This window comes from Aquaspirillum sp. LM1 (assembly GCF_002002905.1).
Lineage (GTDB): Bacteria > Pseudomonadota > Gammaproteobacteria > Burkholderiales > Aquaspirillaceae > Rivihabitans.
In genome coordinates, this window is record NZ_CP019509.1 from 2218099 (window position 1) to 2240305 (window position 22207).

Consider the following 22207-nt stretch of genomic DNA (forward strand, 5'->3'; position numbering starts at 1 on the left):
GCGCTGACACCTGGGCGGTGCCGATGTGGCACTGCCCAGACCGGCGGCTGAATGGTGCCAGTGGTGTTAAACCCGCCAGCGCTGGCCGAAAATGACCGTGACAAACGGTGCAGACAAGAAAAAGCCCCTCAGCAGTGCTGAGGGGCTTTTTGCGGATGGTGCCCAGGAGAAGACTCGAACTTCCACAGTGTTGCCACCGCTAGGACCTGAACCTAGTGCGTCTACCAATTCCGCCACCTGGGCAAAAACTTCTCGGATTGTTGCTGAAAACCAGTTAAACTACCTACTGGTTTCCGATGAAACCTTGGTGCCCAGGAGAAGACTCGAACTTCCACAGTGTTGCCACCGCTAGGACCTGAACCTAGTGCGTCTACCAATTCCGCCACCTGGGCACATCTCGCGCTGTTTTCTGTTTCAGTGCAGCGCTGAATGAGTTGTGCATTATAGGCCCTTTTTTGAGACTGTCAATGGTTAGCAAGCAAAAAAAACAAAAAACTTCTTCCCTGCGTGAGCAGGACCCGTATTTGGCCCGTGAACGGGAGAAATACGACAACCCGCTGCCCAGCCGGGAATTCGTCTTGCAGCAGCTGGAAAACGAAGGCGCGCCAATGTTCCCCGACGAACTGGCCGCCTTGCTTGGCATCCTCCCCGAGGAGATGGGCTTTTTTGTCCGCCGCCTGCGCGCCATGGAGCGCGAAGGCCAGGTGATGATCAACCGCAAGGGTGCGGTGTGCGTGGTGGACAAGCTGGACCTGAAAACCGGGCGGATTATTGGCCACAAGGATGGTTTTGGTTTTATCAAGCCCGACGATGGCAGCAGCGACCTGTTTGTCGGCGAGCGGGAAATGCACAAAGTGTTCCACGGCGACCGGGTGGTGTTCCGCCAGGTAGGCCAGGATCGGCGCGGCCGGCCAGAAGCCGCCATTATTGAAGTGCTGGAGCGGGTGAATGAAACCGTGGTTGCCCGGCTGTATTGCGAACGCGGCGTCTGGTTTGCCGTGCCGGAAGACCGCCGGCTGAACCAGGACATCCTGATCGAACCAGCTGGCACCAGCGACGCCGAGCACGGCCAGGTGGTGATGGTGGCAATGGTGGAGCAGCCCAGCCGGCACAAGCAGCCGATGGGCCGGGTGGTGGAAGTGCTGGGCAACTACGCCGACTCAGGCATGGAAATCGAAATTGCCCTGCGCAAGCACGACCTGCCGCACACCTTCTCCGAAGACGCCATGGCCCAGGCGCGCGCCACGCCGAAAAAAGTCCGCAAGAAAGACCTCACCGCCGACCGCCGCGACCTGCGCGACCTGCCGCTGGTGACCATCGACGGCGAAACCGCGCGCGACTTCGACGATGCGGTGTACTGTGAGCCACAAGGCAAGGGCTTTCGCCTGGTGGTGGCGATTGCCGATGTCAGCCATTATGTCGAACACGGCGACGCACTTGACCACACTGGCCGCCAGCGCGGCAACTCGGTGTACTTCCCGCGCCGGGTGATTCCGATGCTGCCGGAGGCGCTGTCCAATGGCATTTGCTCGCTGAATCCGGAAGTGGAGCGCCTGTGCATGGTGTGTGACATGAACATCAGCGCCCGTGGCGATATTCGCAGCTATACCTTTTACCCGGCAGTCATGCTGTCCAAGGCGCGGCTGACCTACAACCAGGTATGGGACTGGCTGGAAAACGGCAGCGACCACCCGATGCTGCCCGCCGTGCAAAACCTCTACGCCCTGTTCAAGGTGCTGCTGGCGGCGCGAGGCCGGCGCGGCGCGATTGACTTCGAAACCACCGAAACGCAGATGCTGTTCAACGAGCAGGGCAAGATCGACCGCATTGTGCCGGTGGTGCGCAACGACGCCCACCGCCTGATTGAAGAATGCATGCTCGCCGCCAACGTCTGCTCGGCGGATTTCCTGCTCAAGCACACCCACCCCTGCCTGTACCGCGTCCACCAAGGCCCCACCCCGGAAAAGCTGGAAGTGCTGCACGGCTTCCTCAAACTGGCCGGCCTGACCCTGCCTGGCGGTGACGAACCGACCGCCAAGGACTACGCCAAGCTGATGGAAAAGATCAAGCTGCGCCCGGACGCTGCCGTGCTGCAGACCATGCTGCTGCGCAGCCTGCACCAGGCGGTGTACAGCCCGGAAAACGTTGGTCACTTTGGCCTGGCTTACGAGGCGTACACCCACTTTACCTCGCCGATCCGCCGCTACCCGGACTTGCTGGTCCATCGCAGCATCAAGGCCATCCTCAACAGCCGCCAGTACACCCCGCCAGAATCCTGGGTGGCGCTGGGCGAGCACTGCTCGATGACCGAACGCCGCGCCGACGACGCCACCCGCGATGTGGAAGCCTGGCTGAAGTGCTATTTCATGCGCGACAAGGTGGGCGAAGTGTTCACCGGCAAGATCAACGCGGTGACCAGCTTTGGCGTATTCATCCTGCTCGACGACATCCATATCGAAGGGCTGCTGCATATTTCCGAACTGGGCAAGGATTACTTCCACTTTGACATCCAGCGCCAGGCCATCGTCGGTGAAAAGAGTGGCGTCACCTTCAAGCTGGGCGATGCGCTGACGGTGAAAGTGGTGCGCGCCGATCTGGAAAGCGCCAAGATCGACTTTGTGCTCAGCGCCCTGCCCAAGCCAGAAGCTGCCCCGGCACCTGCCCCGCGCAAGCGCAGCAGCAGCAAGAAAACCGACGCCGCATAAGCGGCGCAGTCAGGCAGACGGCCTCGCGCGCGCCAGCGCAGCGGGGCCGCCATCTGCCCAAATGGCCCGCCTTTCTGTGTGCTGCCGCCAGTGCGCCGGCGGCGGGCCGGACGCTTTGCTGGCCATGCCTATCGCCCTCCCCCCGGCCTGCTGTCTGCTTGACCATCGATAGTCAATTACTATTGATGGTAGAAAATCAATCAATTTTAAAAATCAAATTTATCTTCCTATACTGGGTCACATCAGGCCAGCGCATCCCGCGCCCGCCGCTACCGCAGGAGACCCTCATGCTCAATGCGTTCACCCACTGGCTGGCAAGCTGGCTGGCCGACGAACGGGTCCAGGAGATTCTGGCTGGCCTGCCCAGCAATCAGTAAGCCATTGACTTGATTCGAGGAGACAGCATCATGACCGATAAAAAACTCACCACTGCCGCCGGTTGCCCGGTGGTCGATAATCAGAACAGCATGACTGCCGGCCCACGCGGCCCGGTGTTATTGCAGGATGTGTGGCTGCTGGAAAAACTGGCCCACTTCGACCGCGAAGTGATTCCCGAGCGCCGCATGCACGCCAAGGGCTCTGGCGCCTACGGCACCTTCACTGTCACCCACGACATCACCCGCTACACCCGCGCCAAGCTGTTCAGTCAGATCGGCAAGAAAACAGAGATGTTCGCCCGCTTCACCACCGTGGCAGGCGAGCGCGGCGCAGCCGATGCCGAGCGCGACATCCGTGGCTTTGCCTTCAAGTTCTACACCGAAGAAGGCAACTGGGACATGGTGGGCAACAATACGCCGGTATTTTTTCTGCGCGATCCGCTGAAATTTCCCGACCTCAACCACGCGGTCAAGCGCGATCCGCGCACCAATATGCGCAGCGCCAAAAACAACTGGGACTTCTGGACCTCGCTGCCGGAGGCGCTGCATCAGGTCACCATCGTCATGTCCGACCGTGGCATCCCGGCCAGCTATCGCCACATGCACGGCTTTGGCTCGCACACCTTCAGCTTCATCAACGCCGCCAACGAGCGTTACTGGGTGAAATTCCACTTCCGCACCCAGCAGGGCATCCAGAACCTGACCGATGCCGAAGCCGAAGCCATCATCGGCAAGGACCGCGAAAGCCATCAGCGCGACCTGTTCGAGGCCATCGAGCAAGGCAATTTCCCGAAATGGACGATGTATATCCAGATCATGCCGGAAGCCGACGCTTCGAAAGTGCCGTACAACCCCTTCGACCTCACCAAGGTGTGGCCACACGCCGATTACCCGCTGATTGAAGTGGGCGTGGTCGAGCTGAACCGCAATCCGGAAAACTTTTTTGCCGAAGTGGAGCAATCCGCTTTCAACCCGGCTGCCGTGGTGCCCGGCATCAGCTTCTCGCCGGACAAGATGCTGCAGGCGCGGCTGTTTTCCTACGGCGATGCACAGCGCTACCGGCTGGGCGTCAATCATCACCAGATTCCGGTCAACGCCCCGCGCTGCCCGGTACACAGCTACCACCGCGACGGTGCCATGCGCGTGGATGGCAACCACGGCGGCACGCTGGGCTATCAGCCGAACTCGTACGGCCAGTGGGAAGAGCAGCCGGACTTCCGCGAACCGCCGCTGTCGATCGAAGGCATGGCCGACCACTGGAACCATCGCGAAGACACCGACTACTATTCGCAACCGGGTGCCTTGTTCCGCCTGATGAGCCCGGCGCAGCAGCAGGTGCTGTTCGACAACACCGCCCGCGCCATGGGCGACGCGCCGGACGACATCAAGCGCCGGCATATCTGCAATTGCAGCCAGGCCGACCCGGCGTATGGCGCCGGGGTGGCCAAGGCATTGGGCATGCCGATGTAACCGTATTACCCTGGTGTGATGCCTTGGTTTGGACGGTGGATTGCGCCACCCACCGTCCATTTATCGTTTTTTATGCCATATGATTGGTTATGATGAGCTTGCCCATGCCCCCACTCTGTTTTGTCCTGATGCCTTTTGGTCAGAAACCCACCAGCGATGGTCGCCAGGTGGACTTCGACGCGGTATACCAGCAACTGATCCAGCCGGCCATTCTTGCCGCCGGCCTGCAACCCTTGCGCGCCGACGAAGAGCGGGTGGGTGGGGTGATTCACAAGGCAATGTTCGAGCGTCTGATTCTGTGCGAATTTGCCGTGGCCGACCTGACCAGCGCCAACGCCAATGTGTTTTACGAGCTGGGCCTGCGCCATGCCGTGCGCCCGCACGCCACCCAGCTGCTGTTTGCCCAGGGCTGGGGGCAGTTGCCGTTTGACGTCAACCTGCTGCGCGCGCTGCCTTATACGCTGGATGACAGCGGCGCGCCCGACCCGGCCAGCCTGGCCAGCGAGGTGGCGGCGCTGACCCGCAAGCTGCGCGACGCGCGCCATGCGCAGGCGGATAGCCCGGTGTATCAGTTGCTGGAGGGTTTTCCCGACATTGCCCGGCTCAAAACCGATGTGTTCCGCGAGCAGGTAGACTATGCCGAAACACTGAAAACCGCGTTGGCCAAGGCGCGCGCCAATGGCCAGCTGGACGAGATTCAGCTGATTGCCGCCCAATTAGGCGATGTGGCGCTGGCCGATGCGGGTGTGGTGGTGGATGTATTGTTGTCGTACCGGGCGCTGAGCGCCTGGGCACACATGGTGGACTGGGTGGGCAAGATGTCGCCGCCCTTGCAGGCCAGCACGCTGGTGCGCGAGCAGCTGGGCCTGGCGCTGAACCGCGCCGGTCGTAGCGAGGAGGCCGAGCGGGTGCTGGTCGATTTGATCCAGCAGCGTGGGGCCAGCAGCGAAACCTGCGGCATTCTGGGCCGGGTGTACAAAGACCGCTGGCAGGCGCGGCTGCGTGAAGGCCGGGCCGCCGAGGCTGCTGGCGCACTCAGGCTGGCGATTGCCGAATACCTGCGCGGCTTTGAAGCCGACTGGCGCGACGCCTATCCAGGGGTAAACGCGGTCACGCTGATGGAACAGCAAACCCCGCCCGACCCACGCCAGGCCGAGGTGTTGCCGGTGGTGCGCTACGCGGTAGCGCGGCGCATGGCCAGTGGCCGGCCAGATTACTGGGACTACGCCACCTTGCTGGAGCTGGCCGTGCTGGCGCACGACACGGCGGGGGCTCAGGTGGCGCTGGCCGACGCACTGGCACATCGGCGCGAGCACTGGGAAGGCGAAACCACGGCGAATAATCTGCGTCTGATTGCCCAGGCCAGGGCACAACGCGGCGAAGCCGTGGACGAGCTGGACGCGATGGTGAATGCCTTGCTGGCGTAATTTTTCCTGATACTCTCCAAGTGCGCTGCCCGGCCTGCCGGGTGGCACACGCTATCTATCGCCACACCCGGCAAAATCAATACCCTACTTTTTCCTCCTGGATACCTGATTGTTGCGTTGCAACAACCGTTCATCGGCTTTTCCTCGTCTGCTTGTCTCGCATCACACCATCTTCCACTCAAAAACCCGGCTTGCAGTGGGGTTTTACTGCCAATGCACCGATTCGCTTTGCAACAAATCGTAATGATATTGAAAATAACATTGCTTCTCGTTAACATAATGCCATGTTACGTCAACACCCCCTCACTCCCTGGCTGGGCGCTTTGGGTCTGCATGCCCTGCTGCTGGTCATGCTCCAGACTCGCGCCGAGCCAACACAGCCGCCCATGCCGCAGATGACCGAAGTGGTGATGCTGGCGGCAGAGGCGGCGCCCACCCCGCCCACGCCAGCTCCCGCGCAGGCGCGGCCCGAGCCGCAACCGCGCCAGGCGCTTGCCCCCAAACCCCGGCCCAGCTCGCCGCTCACGCCCAGCCGTTCAGCGCTGGCACAAGGGCCCAGTGTGGCGCAGGACAGCACCCCCGACCCGGCACCGGCCACGCCGCCAGCAGCCAAACCCACGCCGGCCAGTGGTGAGCCCGGCCCGGTGAAGGAAACCCCGCCGGCGTTTTCGGCGGCGTATTTGTCCAACCCGGAGCCTGGTTATCCACCCGCCTCGCTGGAGCTGGGAGAAAGCGGCGCGGTGCTGCTGCGGGTGGCGGTAAGCGCTGACGGTCAGCCCACGTCGGTGGAGGTGGCACGCAGCAGCGGCTTTGGCCGGCTGGACCGGGCGGCGCTGTCGGCGGTCAAGCGCTGGCGCTTCACCCCGGCGCGGCGCGGTAGCGAGGCGGTGGCTGGCGTGGTGCTGGTGCCGATCAATTTCCAAATCAAGTAACACTCGCAATAAAAAAAGGATGAACCATGGACCTGAGTCTGGTCTTTCGCCACGGTGATGGCGTGTTATTGAGCGTATTTGCCCTGTTGCTGGCGATGTCGATCACCAGCTGGTGGCTGATTCTGCGCCGTGGTCTGACGTTGTGGAGCACCCGCCGAGCCAATCAGCAGCTGGCGCAGGCGTTCTGGGATGCTGCCGACCTGGACAGCGCCGCCAGCCTGGCCCAGCAGCACGATGCGCCGCTGGCGCGCATTGCCCGCGCCGGGCTGGATGGCCTGAATCACTACCGGCGCAATCAGGGCCATGCGCTGGGCAAGGCCTGTGGCATTGACGAGTTTCTGGTGCGCACCATCCGCATGGCGCTGTCGCGGGAAACCGCCCGGCTGGAATCCGGCCTGACCTGGCTGGCCACGGTGGGGTCGGTGGCACCGTTTGTCGGGCTGTTTGGTACGGTGTGGGGGATTTATCACGCGCTGGTGGGCATTTCGGCTGCCGGGCAGATGACCCTGGCCACCGTGTCCGGCCCGATTGGCGAAGCGCTGGTGGCCACGGCTGCTGGCCTGGCGGCGGCCATTCCGGCGGTGGTGGCGTACAACGCCTTTACCCGCACCAACCGGGTGGACAGCCAGGAGATGGACGGCTTTGCCCATGATTTTCACGCGCAACTGATTGCCGCAGGAGGCCAGCATGGCGTTCGGGAGCTTTGACAAGGGGCCAGGCGCGCCGATGGCCGAGATCAACACCACGCCGCTGGTGGACGTGATGCTGGTGCTGCTGGTGGTGTTCATCATCACCGCACCGCTGCTGACTCAGGCGGTGAAGGTGGACCTGCCCAAGGCTGCCGCCAGCGCGCATGAAGACAAACCTGAAGCCATTCGCCTGGCCATCAAGGCGGAAGGCCAGCTGTTCTGGAACGACCAGCCGGTGACCGAAAGCGAACTGCCCGCGCGCTTTGCTGCCGCCACCCAGGCCAATCCGCTGGTCGAGCTGCATTTGCGCGCCGACCGCGAGGCGCGCTACGACGCCGTGGCCCGCGCCATGGCCGCCGCCCAAGGCAATGGCGTGGCCAAGATCGGTTTTGTCACCGAAGCCAAGTAGCCCGCCACACAAACCTTCCGCCAGACGGCGGCCTGAACACCACACGCCGACCGCTTGCCGGCGTGTGGGCAGGTGCGCCAGTTTTTTTGACTTTACAACGAGAATGGGAATCACACCATGAGAAAACTCCTGCTTGCCAACTCCGGCGTGCGTCACGCCAAACGCCCGCACTGTCTGGCTGCCGGCATGCTGGCCGTGGCGCTGAGCCCGGCGCTGGCCTATGCTGCCGAGCCCGCCAAAGCCGAAGTAGACAACAAGGAAGCCGCCAAGACCCTGGCACCGGTGAAAGTGATTGGCACGCAGGGCGAGCGCATTCAGGGCTACAAGGCCGACACCAGCCGGCTGGGCAAGATCAAGCAGGATCTGAAAGACATTCCGCAGGTGGTCACCGTGGTGACCCACGACCTGATGGCCGAACAAGGCGCAGCCAACCTGAAAGACGTGCTGAAAAATGTTTCCGGCATCACCTTTGCCGCTGGCGAAGGCGGCCGCAGCGGTGACCAGGTGATCCTGCGCGGCTTTGCCGCCTTTAACGACATGTACCGCGACGGCCAGCGCGACGTGGCGCAGTACAACCGCGACCCGTTCAACGACGAAAAGATTGAAGTGCTCAAGGGGGCCAGCTCGATGCTGTTTGGCCGGGGTTCTACTGGCGGGGTGATCAACCAGGTGAGTAAGGCACCGTTTGCCGGCGAACTGCTGGGTGCCGACCTGACCATCGGCACCAATCATTATCAGCGCATCACCCTGGACGTGAACAAACCTTACTCCGACACCACCGCCGTGCGGCTGAACGTGATGGGCACCGAAGATGGCTCGCCCAACGGCAAGTCAAAATCCAAGCGCTGGGGCGTGGCCCCATCGGTGGCCTTTGGTCTGGGCGAGCCCACCACCATTGTGCTGTCGCACCACCACCTGACCGAAAAAAACCGCCCCGACCTGGGCGTGCCCTACGACCCGAACACCCTCAAGCCGCTGGACGTGCCGCGCTCGCGCTATTACGGCGTGGATGGCCTCAATATGGAGGACATCACCACCGACATCACCACCGCACGGCTGACCCACAAACTGGACAGTCAGAGCGAGATCAACGCCCAACTGCGCCATGGCCGCTACGACCGCATGGTGCTGGTCACTGCCCCGCGTCTGGTGGGGGTGAGCGCCGGCGTGCCGGTGACTGACAGCACCCAGATTGCCCCCGGCCCCAAGCTGCGCGGCTCGCTGAACGAAACCACCGCCCTGTCGCTGGACTACACCGGCAAGCTCAATACCGGCTCGCTGCGCCACAACCTGCTGGCCGGCCTGGAGTTCACCCACGACACCCAGCACGCCACCAGCGTGCTGATGAATGGCAGCGTGCCCAACATGACCGTGGGCAACCCGACCACCAGCGGCTGGGCAGGCACACTGCGCTTGCGCCCGAGCAACGAATACCACAGCAACAACCTGGCCGCCTACGCCACCGATACCGTGGAGCTGACTCCGCAGTGGAAGGTGATGGCCGGCCTGCGTCTGGACCGTCTGGAAGGCACTTACACCAGCTATAACACCACCACCGGAGCGGTGTCTGGCCGCACCCAGCGTGAAGACAAGGGCATGAGCTACCGCACCGGCCTGATCTGGCAGCCGACCGACACGCAAAGCTATTACGCCGGCTACAGCACGCTGATGAACCCATCGGGCGAAACCTACGCGCTGGACAAACCGGGCGAAGACGTCAAGCCCGAGCGTAACCAGCACTACGAGATCGGTGCCAAATGGGAACTGCTGGATGGCGACCTGAGCCTGCGCACGGCGGCGTTCCGCACCGTCAAGCTCAACGAGCGCAACACCGACCCGCTGGTGCCGGATGTGTCGGTGCTGTACACCAAGCGCCACACCAATGGCATCGAATTTGAAGCCGCTGGCCGCATCAGCGCCAAGTGGTCGGTATTTGCCGGTGCCTCGCTGATGGACCCGAAGATTGACCAGGGGTACAACACCAGCGCCAACAACGGCGCGGTGCCCAAGTACACCCCAAAGAAAACCTTCAATCTGTGGAGCACCTACAAGCTGACCGACACCGTCACCGCCGGTCTGGGCGCGTACTACGTGGGCAAAACCTACGCCAGCGATGGCAATGCCAACCAGACGCGCACCAACTACCTGCCGGCCTACACCCGTCTGGACGCCATGCTGGCTTACGACACCCGCAATTATGCGGTCAAGCTCAACATCAACAACCTGACCAATAAAAAGTATTACGATGGTCAGTACAGTGGCCATGCCAATGTGGCCCCGCCGCGTGAAGCACAGCTGACCCTGTCGTACAAGTACTGATCTGCCGCATCCGCCGCCCCGCCTGGGGCGGCTTGCCCAAGCGGCCCCGACAGGCTGTTTGGGCAAGTCATTTATTATTTTGCTGTTTCTGCCGTTGCGAGGCCCACCATGCTGCTGCACATTCCCGACGTTCTTACCCCCGACGAACTGCGCCAGGCGCGCCAGCTGCTGGCTGACGGGCCATGGGAAGACGGCCTGGCCACCACCGGCACACAGTCCGCCCAGGTCAAGCATAATCTGCAACTGGCGCAGACCTCGCCGCAGGCGCAGACGCTGGGTAGCCTGGTGCTGGCGGCGCTGAACCGCAATGCGCTGTTTTTCTCGGCGGCGCTGCCCAACCGGATTTTTCCGCCGATGTTCAATTGCTATCAGGGCGGCATGACCTTTGGCAACCATGTGGACAACGCCGTGCGCAGCGACCCGTTCAGCGGCCAATGGCTGCGCACCGATGTGTCGTGTACGCTGTTTTTGACCGACCCGGACGAATACCAGGGTGGCGAGCTGATTGTGGACGACACCTACGGCAGCCATACGGTGAAACTGCCGGCGGGCGACATGATTCTGTATCCGTCCACCAGCGTGCACCGGGTTGAGCCGGTCACCGCCGGTGCGAGGCTGGCGTCGTTTTTCTGGACGCAAAGCATGGTGCGCGACGACAGCCGTCGGGCGCTGCTGTTTGATATGGACAGCGCGATTTCCAGCCTGCGCCAGCGCCATGGCGACAGCGACGAGGCGGTCAGCCTGACCTCGGTGTATCACAATCTGCTGCGGCAGTGGAGTGAAGTGTAAGACCGCCCTTGCCCGTGAAAAAGCCCGCATCTGCGGGCTTTTTCCGTAAGCGGGATGGGATTAGGCTTGCGAACAGGGCAATCGCATGAATTCACGCCCGCCCAAGTCCGAAGAGCTGCTCACGGTATTCATCCGACGTCGCCGCAATCAGCCGGCGCACCTTGATGCCCCCCTTGCGTGGAATCGGATCCAGCCGAATCAGATTCAGCGTGATGTGCTTGAGCACCGCCAGGTTGTGCGCGGCGTGGCCCGTACGGGCGCGCATCTGATCATCACCAAACACCACGTCCATGCACCAGTGCAGGCGGTTCTCAACTGACCAATGCGCCCGGATGGCATGCGCCAGGCGTTGTGCATCCGCTGCCAGACTGGTGAGGTAGTAGCGCTGCTCGCGGGTGGTTTTGCCTTTGACCAGACGCTCTGAATCCATCACCACAAAGGCATGCAAATCAGGCCATTGCGTTGGCTTGTACAGACAATCCAGTTGGTCGAAGACGTAGCAGCGACGATGTTCAATACGTCCGTGATCCTTCTCTATCTGCTCATGAAAGCTGTGCGGGGTTTGTTCCGCCGGGGCAGATTGGAACTGTGTGAAGAAGTCGCGCATTGAGTCGGCGAGCGTAGGGTGGTTGTCCTTGACCGCCAGAACATAGTCAGCTTTCTTGTCGCGGATGGCCTGGGCAATGTTGGTTTGCGTGCCCATCGCGTCGATGGTCACGATGCAGCCTTCCAGCGCCAGGGTATTGAGCAGCGTCGGGATGGCGGTTTTTTCATTGGATTTTTTTGCCGTGGCCGTTTGTCCCATCACCAGCCCGGCCCCGGCGGCAAAGGCGCTGACCAGATGCAGTGCGGTGGCGTCCACCTTGCCGGAGCGTCGGCTGGTTTTGCCGTCGATTGCCACCACATCCTGAGCAGCCAGAGCGGGCAGTATGCTGCGAACCCAGCGTTGAAAGGCAGACTCGAACTCTGTTGGATCAATCAGCCCGAACAGCCGCCCAAACGTGTCATGAGAGGGAATGCCGTGTTCCAGCTTGAGATAGCGACGAAACCATGTCAGTTTCTCGTTGGCCCAGGCTTCGATCTCGACGAAGGTGTCGGCTCCGGCCAGTACGCCGTTGACGGCGACCACGAGCACTTCGACCAGATCGTGCCGTGTCTTGCGGGTTTGGCGAGGGTCGGTGATGGAGACAAACACATCCGCTAGCTGCAACTTGCCTTCTGTCTCCATGAGCCGCTCCCAAAGAGCGGGAAGCTACACAAATCAGGGGCAGGTGAACAGTCTGGGGCGTCATGGCTTGTAGGCGTTAGGGCAATGGCATTCATGCGATTGCCCTGGGCTTGCGAAGTCGCTGGTGCCTTGACATCCTCCCCCGCCTAAAGTCGGGGGATTCCTACGGCGCTCATCCCGGCATCAAGCTGGCATAAGTCGCTTCGGCGGGTTCCTGCTGCTGGCGGCATGACTGCACCGCTCACTTCACAGGCGATCCGGGCGGCGGTTTCCCGCCCGGCGGAAGCATCCGCCGTGTCCTGCCCTTCGTCTCGCAATCGTTGCATCCCGCGAGACAGGATGTTGATCGCGCCGACCACATCGGCGTTTTCCTTAAAACCGCACTCAACACACTGGAACCGGGCCTGCGTCTGGCGGTTGTCCGCCGACACATGGCCGCAGCACGGACAGGTGCGGCTGGTGTTCTGTGCCGGCACGGTGATGAGATGCCCGCCGTTCCACGCCAGTTTGTAGTCCAATTGGCGGCGGAATTCGAACCAGCCTTGATCGAGGATGGACTTGTTCAGGCCGGACTTGGCCCGAACCTGCTTCCCCGGCTTTTCGGGGCTGCCTGCCGACGATTTGGACATGTTCCTCACCTGCAAGTCCTCAAGACACACCATCGCGTGGTTTTGGCTGATCGTGGTCGTGGCTTTGTGCAGATAATCGCGGCGGACGTTGCCGATGCGGGCGTGAATGCGCTGGACTCTGGACTTTGCCTTCTTCCAGTTGCTGCTGAATTTGGTCTTGCGGCTCATGGCCTGCTGCGCGCGGCGCAAGGCCGTCTCGTGTCGCTTGAAGCTGTTGAGCGGGGCATGGAACGTGCCGTCCGAGAGCGTGGCAAAGCGCACCACGCCCAGGTCGATGCCGACTGCACCGCCCTTTGGAATTGGCTGCTCGACCTCGCGTTCGGTCTGGATCGACACGAAGCACTTGCCTGCCGACAGGCTGACGGTCACGTTTTTCACCACCCCCAGCACTTCCCGGCTGTTGCGGTAGCGCAGCCAGCCGAGCTTGGGCAGGAACAGGCGTTGTTGGCCTGATCAAGCCTGATCTGTTTCGGGTCTGGATAGCGGAAGCCGTCGGACTGGCCCTTCTTCTTGAAACGCGGGAAGTCGGCCCGCCTGGCGAAGAAGTTGCTGTAGGCCCGCTCCAAATCCTTGAGCGTCTGCTGCAAGGGATGAACTGGCGCATCGGCCAGCCATGCCGTTTCTGTGCTGTTGCGCCACTCGGTGAGCAGCTTGCACAGGCCCGCATAGCCCAGTTTCTTCTCTGCACGCTCGTAGCGCGCCTGCTGCAACGCCAGCGCCTTGTTGAACACGAACCGGCACGAACCAGCGAAGCGGCGCATTTGCCGCTCTTGCTGGCCGTCTGGCCGCAATTCGTATTTGTAGGCTTGAAGGCGTTGCATACTGGTTTTATACAACCCACCCCCATCGACGGCAAGGACGGCTACGCCGTCCGCGCTACCTTTCCCCGCCCTGAACGGCGGGACTTGCCGCGCACCGGGTCACCTCACATGTCGTTCCCGCGCAGGCGGGAACCCAGACCGCGCCACAGCGTGCACCGTGGGCGTGGCGCATGGCGGACGGTCGTGAGCGCTCATACCCGCTGCACGCTGTGGATGCTCCTGGATTCCCGCCTGCGCGGGAATGACGCGGCAGGGCGCGGCAGGTGGTTCGCTGTGGTCGAGTAAAATTTTGTTTTAACAGAAATTAAACCGAGATACCCGGCATAAACTTGCTCGTATGAACCCTTGTGTTTCAACGTGACTGGCGCGACTACGGCTGCTCCCCGCGCCAGCAGGGATGAACCGCCAGCATGACCGCGCCAGCCTGGGCCAGACACCGCGTCATGTCGCCTTGCCGCGCTTCCGCCTTGCCCGCCACCACGCGCCCATTCCTTCCAGATAGCTGTACACCACCGGCACCACAATCAGCGTCAGCAGGGTTGAGGTGACCATGCCGCCAATCACGGCGTGGGCCATCGGTGCGCGGGTTTCCGAACCTTCGCCCAGCGCCAGCGCCAGGGGCAGCATGCCAAAGATCATGGCAAAGCTGGTCATCAGGATCGGGCGCATGCGCACCCGGCCCGCTTCAATCAGCGCCTCGCGCAGCGCCAGGCCTTCGCGGCGCGACTGGTTGGCAAAGTCCACCAGCAGGATGCCGTTTTTTGCCGCCAGGCCCATCAGCATGATGACGCCGATGATGGAAAACAGGTTCAACGTGCTGCCCCATAGCAACAGGCCCACCATCACCCCGATCAGCGCCAGCGGCAGCGACATCATGATGGCCACGGGCTGGGTGAAGCTGCGGAACTGCGCCACCAGAATCATGTAAATAAAGATCACGCCAATGGCCAGCGCCTGCACCGCGTAGCTGAACGATTCGGCCATGTCCTTGCTTTGTCCGCCATGGTCAAAGCGGTAGCCCGGTGGCAGCGGCGTAGCTTGCAGCAGTTGGTCGATCTGCTTGAACACCCGCTGGGCATCCTTGCCCTGGATATTGGCGGTGAGGGTCACTTCGCGCGACTGGTCCATGCGGTCGATCTGGCGTGGCACGGTGGCCTGTTTGATGTCGGCCACGGTGGATAACGGCACCATGCGCGCCTGGCCGTCGGCGTCGCGCTGTTCGCTGGCCACGGTGAGCACGTCCAGCAGCTCGGTGGAGCGGGCGTCACGCGGGATTTGCACGCGTACGTCGTAGTTTTCGCCGTCGGGGGCCTCCCAGGTGGTGGCGGTGGTGCCGGCCAGCAGGGTGGACAAGGTAGCCCCCACCCGGTCCAGATTCACCCCGGCGCTGGCGGCGGCGTCGCGTTTGACTTCAACCGACAAGGCCGGGTCGGCGTCGTCAAAGCTGGATTCCACGTCGCTGATGCCGGGAATGGCGGCAATCTGGCCACGCAGTTGGCCGGCAATCCGCGCCAGGGTGGCAAAATCCGCGCCACGAATGCCCACCCGCACGGGCTTGCCGGGGCCGCCCGGCCCGCCTTCGGCCTCGATGGATTCCAGCTCCACCCCGGCCAGGCTGGCAATGTCCTGGCGGATGGGCGAGAACAGGGCAAACACGCTGCGGCTGCGCTCGGCCTTGGGCGTGGTGAACACCCGCAGGGTGGCCTGATTGCGCCCAGCGGCAAATCCGCCGCCGATATTGCTGTACACATCGCGGATTTCTGGCTGGCGGCGCAGCAGGGTTTCTACTTCGCGGGCCTTGGCTTCGGTGTATTCCAGCGGCGAGCCGGGGGCCGTTTTGAGTTTGATCACAAACTTGCCAGTGTCGGTCTTGGGCACAAACTCGCCACCCACAATCGGGGCCAGCATGAGGCTGGCAACAAACAGCCCGGTGGCGGCGGCCAGTGTGGTTTTGCGATGGTCCAGCGCCCACGCCACCCCTTTGGCGTAGCGATCGGCCAGCCGGTCCAGGCCGCGTTCAAACCCGGCCAGCGCGCGCGCCAGCCGGCCCTTGCCCGCCTGGCCAGCGGCATGCGGGTCGTGCCAGATCGACGACAGCATCGGGTCGAGGGTAAAGCTCACCAGCAGCGAGATCAGCACCGCGACGGTGACGGTCAGGCCAAACTGCTGGAAAAACTTGCCGATGATGCCGCCCATGAAGCCCACCGGCAAAAACACCGCCACCACGGTCAGCGTGGTGGCCAGCACCGCCAGGCCGATTTCTTCGGTGCCGTCCACCGCCGCCTGATAATGGCCCTTGCCCATGCGCGCGTGGCGGACAATGTTCTCGCGCACCACAATCGCGTCGTCAATCAGCAGGCCAATCGACAAGGACAGCGCCAGCAGGGTCATCACGTTCAGGGTGAAGCCGGCCACGGCAATGGCAAACAGGGTGCCAATCAGCGCAATCGGCAGGGTCAGCCCGGTCATCACCGTGCTGCGCCACGAGGCCAGAAACACGAACACAATCAGTACGGTCAGCCCGGCCCCTTCCAGCAGGGTGATCTTGACATCTTCCAGCGAGTTTTTAACCTGGCGGGATTGGTCTTTGATCACGGTCAGCGTCATGCCGTCCGGCAGGCTTTTGCGCAGCGCCTCCAGTGCGGCGTACACCCCGGCGGAGGTGCTCACCACATTGGCCCCGCGTGCGCTCTTGATTTCAATCGACAGCGCGCGCTGGCCGTTGATCAGCGCCAGCGAGTTGTATTCTTCCTGGCCGTCGATCACCTCGGCCACGTCGTCCAGCCGGATGGGCGCACCATTGCGCACGCCCACAGTCAGCTGGCCAAACGCCTCGGGCGAGGCCAGCTTGCCAGACAGACGCACCGAATAATCGCGGTTGATGTCCTGCACTCGCCCAGCCGGAAAATCCTGGTTGGCGTTGCGCAGCGCGTTGACCACTTCGGCGGTGTCCAGCCCCAGTGCCTGCATGCGGTAGGGGTCGATGTGAATGCGCAGTTCGCGCTTGACCCCGCCCACCAGCTGCACTTCGCCCACGCCGGGTACGGTTTGCAGCCGTTTGCGCACCACCTGGTCGGAGAAGGTGGTCAGCGTGCGCGGGCTGGCGCTGGGCGAGGCGACAATCACCGTCATCATCGGGTCGTCGTTGGGGTTGACCTGGTTCACCGTGGGCACGCCGATTTCACGGCGAAAGCGGCCCTGAATGCCGGCCACCTTGTCGCGCACATCCTGCACGGCTTTGGCCGGGTCCAGCGTCAGCACAAATTCCACGACCACCACTGCCGAGCCTTCAAACGAGTAGGAGCGGATGCTCTTCACCCCGTTGATGGTGTTCACCGCTTCTTCCAGCGGGCGGGTCACTTCGCTTTCCACCACGCTGGGCGAGGCACCAGGGTAGCCCACATTCACCACCGCCACCGGAAAGCGGATGTCAGGAAATTCTTCTACCGATAGCCGCTGCCAGGAAAACAGGCCAAGCACCACAATGGCCAGCATGGCCACAGCGGCCAGATAAGGGTTGCCAATGGCAACGCGGGTCAGCCACATCGCACCGCCTCCGCTTAACGGGCCGGCACGGTGGGCAATGCCACCGTGTCGCCGTCCTGCACACCCAGCACGCCGGCCAGCAGCACCTGTTCGCCGTCTTTCAGGCCGCTGCGGATTTCCACCCGGTTGGCGCGCTCGTCATGCACCCCCAGCTGCACTGGCTGGCGCACGGCTTTTTGCCCCACCAGCTTGAGTACCCAGGGCTGGGCGCTGGCGCTGTCGCGCAGTGCTGGAATCGGCAGCGACAGCACCTGACTGGCCTGACGCAGCACCAGCGCGCCTTTGACAAACTGGCCGCCGCGCAGTTGGCCCTGGCGGTTGTCCACTGCCACAAACACAGTGAAACTGCGGGTGCCGGCCAGCGCCACCGGATTGATGCGCACCACCTGGCCGGCAAACCCGGCCTGACCGCCTTCCACCCCAAACTGCGCCGCCTGGCCAATGGCTACCCGGCCAATCTGCCGCGAGGGCACGCTGGCGGCAATTTCCAGGGTGGACAAATCCGCCAGGGCAAACAGTTTGTTGTTCACCGCCACGCGCTGGCCAGGGTTGATGGCTTTTTCGTAAATCACCCCGGCAAACGGCGCGCGGATGGTGGCGTCGTTCAGCGCCTTGCGCGCCCGCGCCAGCTGGGCTTCCTGCGCCTGCAGCTGCGCCTGGCTGACCAGGAAATTGCTTTCCAGCTCGTCAAACGCCAGCTTGGAGATAAAGTTCTGTGCGTACAACTCACGCTGTTTGTCCAGTTTCTTGCGCGTCAGCGCCAGCCGGGCGCGTTCGGTGGCCACCAGCGCGGTTTGTTCGTTCACCCGCTCCTGCAGGTCGGTGGCTTCCAGCCGGGCCAGCACCTGGCCGGCCTGCACGCTCTCACCTTCGCGCACCCTGACTTCAACCGCCACGCCTTCGGTACGGGCGGCCAGCGTGGTGGCGCGCAGCGCCTGCAAGGTGCCGGTAAACGGCAGGCTGTCGGCCAGGGTGCTGCGCTGTACCTGCACCACATCCTGCACCGACAGCTTGAGCACCGGATGGCCAGCGGCGGTGGGCACCGGGGTCGGCGCAGCCAGCGCCAGCGCGGCCAGGCCGCCCAGCAGCCAGCCCGTACCGGCCATCCAGCGCCGGCTTGAAAGAAGTCCTGTTTGCATTGTGTTCAATCCAGTGTCGCCATGCTGCTGACGCGGCCATCCGGCCACGGTGGTCAAGCCACAACAGAGCCGATTCCGCCTAAAAAAGTTCGCTGGCCAAGCCTGTGCTGCCGGTGCGTGTGCTCGGCCAGAATCGTGCCATACAGATAAAAACGGTGTTTTTTGATGTCAAAATGCTAAGCCATCGGCCAGGATAAGACGATTTTCAGTAAAAACACCGGATACAGCTTGTTTGCACTAGCCCGCCTCCCTAGAATACTGCGGCATCGTCGCCCGGCATGCTTTTGCAACCTGCCATAAGCCGGGCCGATTTCAACGGGGAATCTGCACACAATGGAAGAGCTGGAACCACGACATTTGATGGTAGGCGTTCCGCTGCCTTGGGATATCTACACCAAGGGCAACCGCTTGATCCTGCGCAAAGGCAACATGATTCTCAACGACAAGCAGCGCGACCAGTTGCTGCGGTTGGGATTGTATGTGCGCAGCATCGTCACGGTCGAGGATTACGAAGCGCCCAAACCGGTTCAGGAAGCGTTCAACCCCTTCCGCCGGCTGGATCAGGTGTATGCCTCACTGGATGCGCTGCTGGCGCGGCCCACCAGCTTTCAGGGCGAATTTGGCAAACGGGTGCGCTCACTGGCGGTGGTGGTGGACGAAACCGTGCAAAAAGCCCCCGACGCTTGTATAGGCTCGATTTTTTTGTTGCCGTTCACCAATTACTCCTCGGCACACTCGCTGCACGTCAGCATCCTGCTGGCCATCCTGATGCAACGCCTGGGCCTGACCCTGCCCGAGCGGATCAGCCTGCTGTCGGCGGCGCTGACCATGAACATCGGCATGTATGAAGTGCAAAACCAGCTGTATCACCAGGCGCTGCCCCTGTCGGACGGCCAGCGCATGGACATTGACCACCACCCGGAAGAATCCGTACGCATTCTGCAAGACTGCTTTGTCGGTGACGAGTTGTGGCTGCGCGTGGTGCTGGAGCACCACGAAAACTGGGAAGGCAGCGGCTACCCGTACCGGATGGTCAAGGAAGAAATCCACCCACTGGCCCACCTGCTGTATCTGGCCGACGTGGTGGGCGCCAAGCTCACCCCGCGCCGCTACCGCGACCCAGTGCGCCCGAATGTGGCCTTGTCGCAGGTATTCATGAACCGGGGCAAATCCATCGACATGCAATACGCCGCGCTGCTGGTGAAAGAACTGGGCATCTACCCGCCCGGCTCGTATGTGCGCATCCGCAACGGTGATGTGGCGCTGGTTACCCATCGCGGCACCAATGCCAGCACCCCCCGGGTGATGAGCATTGCCAGCGGCCAGGGCATGCCCTACGCCATGCCGATTCCACGCGACACCCGCACGGCAGAATTTGAAATCGAAACCTCGCTACCGGCAGCGGATTCGATCAAGATCACCAATCTGTCGAAAATCTGGGGCTATGTGCTGGCCTGAGTGCGCGCTGGGGTGAGTGACTGTGGTTCATGCAAAAAGCACCGCTGGATGGCGGTGCTTTTTGTTTGGGGTAGCCAGGCGGTCAGAGGAGAATGCCAGGATGCGATGTTGGCGACGGGGAGATCATCATGCACATGGCGTTCAGCCTCTCCATTCCGTGTCTTCATCTTCGCGTTCACCACAGATCTTGATTTCATCCGGCAATGCCCACGAATGTTGAAAACGCGAAGGGGCATCCGGGTCACCGAAATACGCGATCATTTCGGCTATCGCGTTGGCGCGTTCATCGTCGATGTATTCACGATTGAGGAACTCACAGCGCACGGTTCCGTATGCCGTACGCTGCCAGTACGGGCACAACACGGCTTTGTACGGCGCATGGTAAGTGAACTCCCTCAGCGTTTGACCAAAAGCCTCACGGTCGTCACGCATGATTTCACCATCTTGTATTTTCACCACACGGTAGCAAAAACCTCCAGGGGGAATCAGGGTGTTATCCATAAACGGCTCTGAATTTATTCAAAAAATCTAGGCCCCCGGCTATGCCGGGGGACGTGTCACTTAAGGACGCGCTGATTTATTCAGAAAAATCGTGTTTGCCAAAAGAAAAACCCAGCAAAATCAACACGCTGGATTCCCGCCTTCGCGGGAATGACGATTTTTTCAGCGTATCCTTAATCTACACCGAGCACCTTCAAAGCGTCCCCAGTAGGAATAAAAAAGTTAATCCCCTGTGAACCACCATTTACCATCAAACTAGAAACTGCAATTCCAACCACTAAGCCTGTTTTGTCGACAAGCGGGCCACCACTACTCCCTGGCCGGATATTAACATCACTCTGAATCAATGTTTTCTTATTCTCTTCTCGAATACCGCTAATCACTCCACGAGTAACAGTTGAATGAAGCTTTTCGTTTAAAGGGCTTCCAATTGCATATACATCAGCCCCAATCGTCGGCACTGATCTTGAAACCTTAAAATGCTTAGCCAGCTTGGCATCAACCTTTACAATAGCCACATCGTGACCTGAATTAGATGCCAAGACCTTACCCATGACTTGCATGCCATTGTTAAATTTGACTACGATTGAATTTGCCTCGCCAACCACATGATAATTGGTAAGAATTAGGTTCTCAGAAATTGCAAACCCACTACCATGGCCGTTACCAGCAAAGATAGTCACGACTCCAGCAGTCCATTCATTGGGTGAACTACCGAGTACACTCGAAGAACCAGCTAAAATCGAAATCCGATTTGTTGATTTAATTGATGTTTGCCCAACCTCTTCTCCTCCTCTACTCACAATATCTCGGAATTTATTGTCAGCAAGTAGATTACGTGACGCTTGAGAAAATGCATTCAATATGGCAACAGTGTCACCACCACTCATTGCCTCCTCACTCTTTGCGGCACCTTCAGTTGTAACGGTATGAACAACAGACCGATCAAGTTTTGAGTAAATTTGCCAGTCTACCTTAAGAAAAGCCTCTGCCCTTGATGAAGAAAAGTTACCAAACCCAGCCATTGGATAACAGACATTTGCTTTCAATTCTTTAATGAGGCCAGCAATAAGGATTTCTGATTTCCAAGTTGAAGGATCATCAAACAAGGCATTCGCATCTCCCACCGTCTTAAAAGAATATTTCTCAAGCTCTTCTTTGAAAGTATCTGTAAACTCATCTGAGTCAATACTAATTCGGCCTCCTTTCCAATTGAGATCACCTTGAGGCACACAAAGCAAGCCAGTCTGTATGGCACCCACATGCTCACCACGCTTAAGCTTTACAACAATCTTCTTAAATTGAATCGGCTTTGAATTGTCGCTGGCCCGTAAACTCTCAACAGGTCGATCTTCTACCTTCTTGATGACTGCCGATGTACCACAACCCGCAATCAATGAAAGCAATACAGCCTGCACCCCAAAAATCATCTTTTTCATAATCTTCTCACATCAACCCGCCATTTAAAAAAGTTCATTGCCACAAAAATACATAGCACATAAACACACTTTACAAGAACCCATTAACAGCCAAATACTTAGCACTGCCTTTCTGTGGCGATTGCTTATTCACACTTAACCTAGATACAAAACCAAAGTTGCTTTATGCGCAACAAAATAATTTTTTAAAATTTACTTATATTAAGGATGCGATGATTTATTCAGAAAATCGTGTTTGCCAAAAGCAAAACCCAGTAAAATCAACCCTCTGGATTCCCGTCTGCACGGGAATGACGGTTTTGTCAGCGTTTCCTTAATGGTATCCGCTT

15 protein-coding genes, 2 tRNA genes and 1 pseudogene are annotated in these 22207 nt (G+C 60.7%); 9 read left to right on the forward strand and 9 right to left on the reverse strand.

The window, feature by feature from the left end:
• Positions 1-156 precede the first annotated feature (156 nt).
• Both BXU06_RS09530 and BXU06_RS09535 read right to left on the reverse strand, forming a co-directional pair.
• Positions 157-243, reverse strand: a tRNA-Leu gene (locus BXU06_RS09530).
• 62 nt (positions 244-305) lie between these two features.
• Positions 306-392 (reverse strand) — tRNA-Leu (locus BXU06_RS09535).
• Between the two features lie 75 nt (positions 393-467).
• On the opposite strand from BXU06_RS09535, the gene rnr reads away from it, so the two are divergent.
• From rnr to BXU06_RS09575, 8 genes and pseudogenes are all read left to right on the forward strand, one after another.
• Positions 468-2705, forward strand: a complete 2238-nt coding sequence (gene rnr / locus BXU06_RS09540) for a ribonuclease R (protein WP_077298983.1) — start codon at positions 468-470, stop codon at positions 2703-2705.
• A 407-nt stretch (positions 2706-3112) separates the two neighbouring features.
• Positions 3113-4543: pseudogene (locus BXU06_RS09545) on the forward strand (catalase); the annotation flags it as partial.
• A gap of 113 nt (positions 4544-4656) precedes the next feature.
• Positions 4657-5979: a TRAFs-binding domain-containing protein gene (locus BXU06_RS09550; RefSeq protein ID WP_216352456.1), complete on the forward strand. Its 1323-nt coding sequence runs from the start codon at positions 4657-4659 to the stop codon at positions 5977-5979.
• A 284-nt stretch (positions 5980-6263) separates the two neighbouring features.
• Complete coding sequence (locus tag BXU06_RS09555; RefSeq protein WP_216352457.1) at positions 6264-6911, forward strand: energy transducer TonB; 648 nt, start codon at positions 6264-6266, stop codon at positions 6909-6911.
• Between the two features lie 26 nt (positions 6912-6937).
• The gene (locus BXU06_RS09560; protein WP_077298986.1) at positions 6938-7618 is read left to right on the forward strand and encodes a MotA/TolQ/ExbB proton channel family protein; all 681 of its coding nucleotides are present in this window, start codon (positions 6938-6940) and stop codon (positions 7616-7618) included.
• The gene (locus tag BXU06_RS09565) at positions 7599-8009 is read left to right on the forward strand and encodes a biopolymer transporter ExbD (protein ID WP_077298988.1); all 411 of its coding nucleotides are present in this window, start codon (positions 7599-7601) and stop codon (positions 8007-8009) included. Before BXU06_RS09560 ends, BXU06_RS09565 begins: the two co-directional genes overlap by 20 nt.
• 117 nt (positions 8010-8126) lie before the next feature.
• On the forward strand, positions 8127-10328 hold the full coding sequence (locus tag BXU06_RS09570; RefSeq protein ID WP_077298990.1) for a TonB-dependent siderophore receptor: 2202 nt from the start codon (positions 8127-8129) through the stop codon (positions 10326-10328).
• Between the two features lie 108 nt (positions 10329-10436).
• A complete protein-coding gene (locus BXU06_RS09575; RefSeq protein ID WP_077298992.1) occupies positions 10437-11117 on the forward strand; it encodes a Fe2+-dependent dioxygenase in 681 nt (226 codons plus the stop codon).
• Positions 11118-11208: 91 nt separating this feature from the next.
• On the opposite strand, the gene BXU06_RS09580 is transcribed toward BXU06_RS09575, so the two are convergent.
• The 5 genes from BXU06_RS09580 to BXU06_RS09595 all read right to left on the reverse strand — a co-directional run bounded on the left by BXU06_RS09580 (position 11209) and on the right by BXU06_RS09595 (position 18480).
• Entirely contained in the window at positions 11209-12345 is a 1137-nt protein-coding gene (locus tag BXU06_RS09580; RefSeq protein WP_077298994.1) for an ISAs1 family transposase, read from the reverse strand.
• 146 nt (positions 12346-12491) lie between these two features.
• Positions 12492-13364, reverse strand: a complete 873-nt coding sequence (locus tag BXU06_RS18155) for a transposase (protein ID WP_253189437.1) — start codon at positions 13362-13364, stop codon at positions 12492-12494.
• On the reverse strand, positions 13349-13795 hold the full coding sequence (locus BXU06_RS18160; protein WP_253189438.1) for a helix-turn-helix domain-containing protein: 447 nt from the start codon (positions 13793-13795) through the stop codon (positions 13349-13351). Before BXU06_RS18160 ends, BXU06_RS18155 begins: the two co-directional genes overlap by 16 nt.
• Before the next feature lie 441 nt (positions 13796-14236).
• A complete protein-coding gene (locus BXU06_RS09590; RefSeq protein WP_077298996.1) occupies positions 14237-17341 on the reverse strand; it encodes an efflux RND transporter permease subunit in 3105 nt (1034 codons plus the stop codon).
• 14 nt (positions 17342-17355) lie between these two features.
• The gene (locus BXU06_RS09595; RefSeq protein ID WP_253189439.1) at positions 17356-18480 is read right to left on the reverse strand and encodes an efflux RND transporter periplasmic adaptor subunit; all 1125 of its coding nucleotides are present in this window, start codon (positions 18478-18480) and stop codon (positions 17356-17358) included.
• Positions 18481-18840: 360 nt separating this feature from the next.
• Here BXU06_RS09595 and BXU06_RS09600 point away from each other — a divergent pair, with 360 nt between their 5' ends.
• On the forward strand, positions 18841-19938 hold the full coding sequence (locus tag BXU06_RS09600; RefSeq protein ID WP_171982180.1) for an HD-GYP domain-containing protein: 1098 nt from the start codon (positions 18841-18843) through the stop codon (positions 19936-19938).
• A 141-nt stretch (positions 19939-20079) separates the two neighbouring features.
• Here the strand turns inward: BXU06_RS09600 and BXU06_RS09605 are convergent, their stop codons facing one another.
• A complete protein-coding gene (locus tag BXU06_RS09605) occupies positions 20080-20439 on the reverse strand; it encodes a hypothetical protein (RefSeq protein ID WP_077299002.1) in 360 nt (119 codons plus the stop codon).
• A gap of 173 nt (positions 20440-20612) precedes the next feature.
• A complete protein-coding gene (locus BXU06_RS09610) occupies positions 20613-21878 on the reverse strand; it encodes a S1C family serine protease (protein WP_077299004.1) in 1266 nt (421 codons plus the stop codon).
• Positions 21879-22207: the final 329 nt, after the last annotated feature.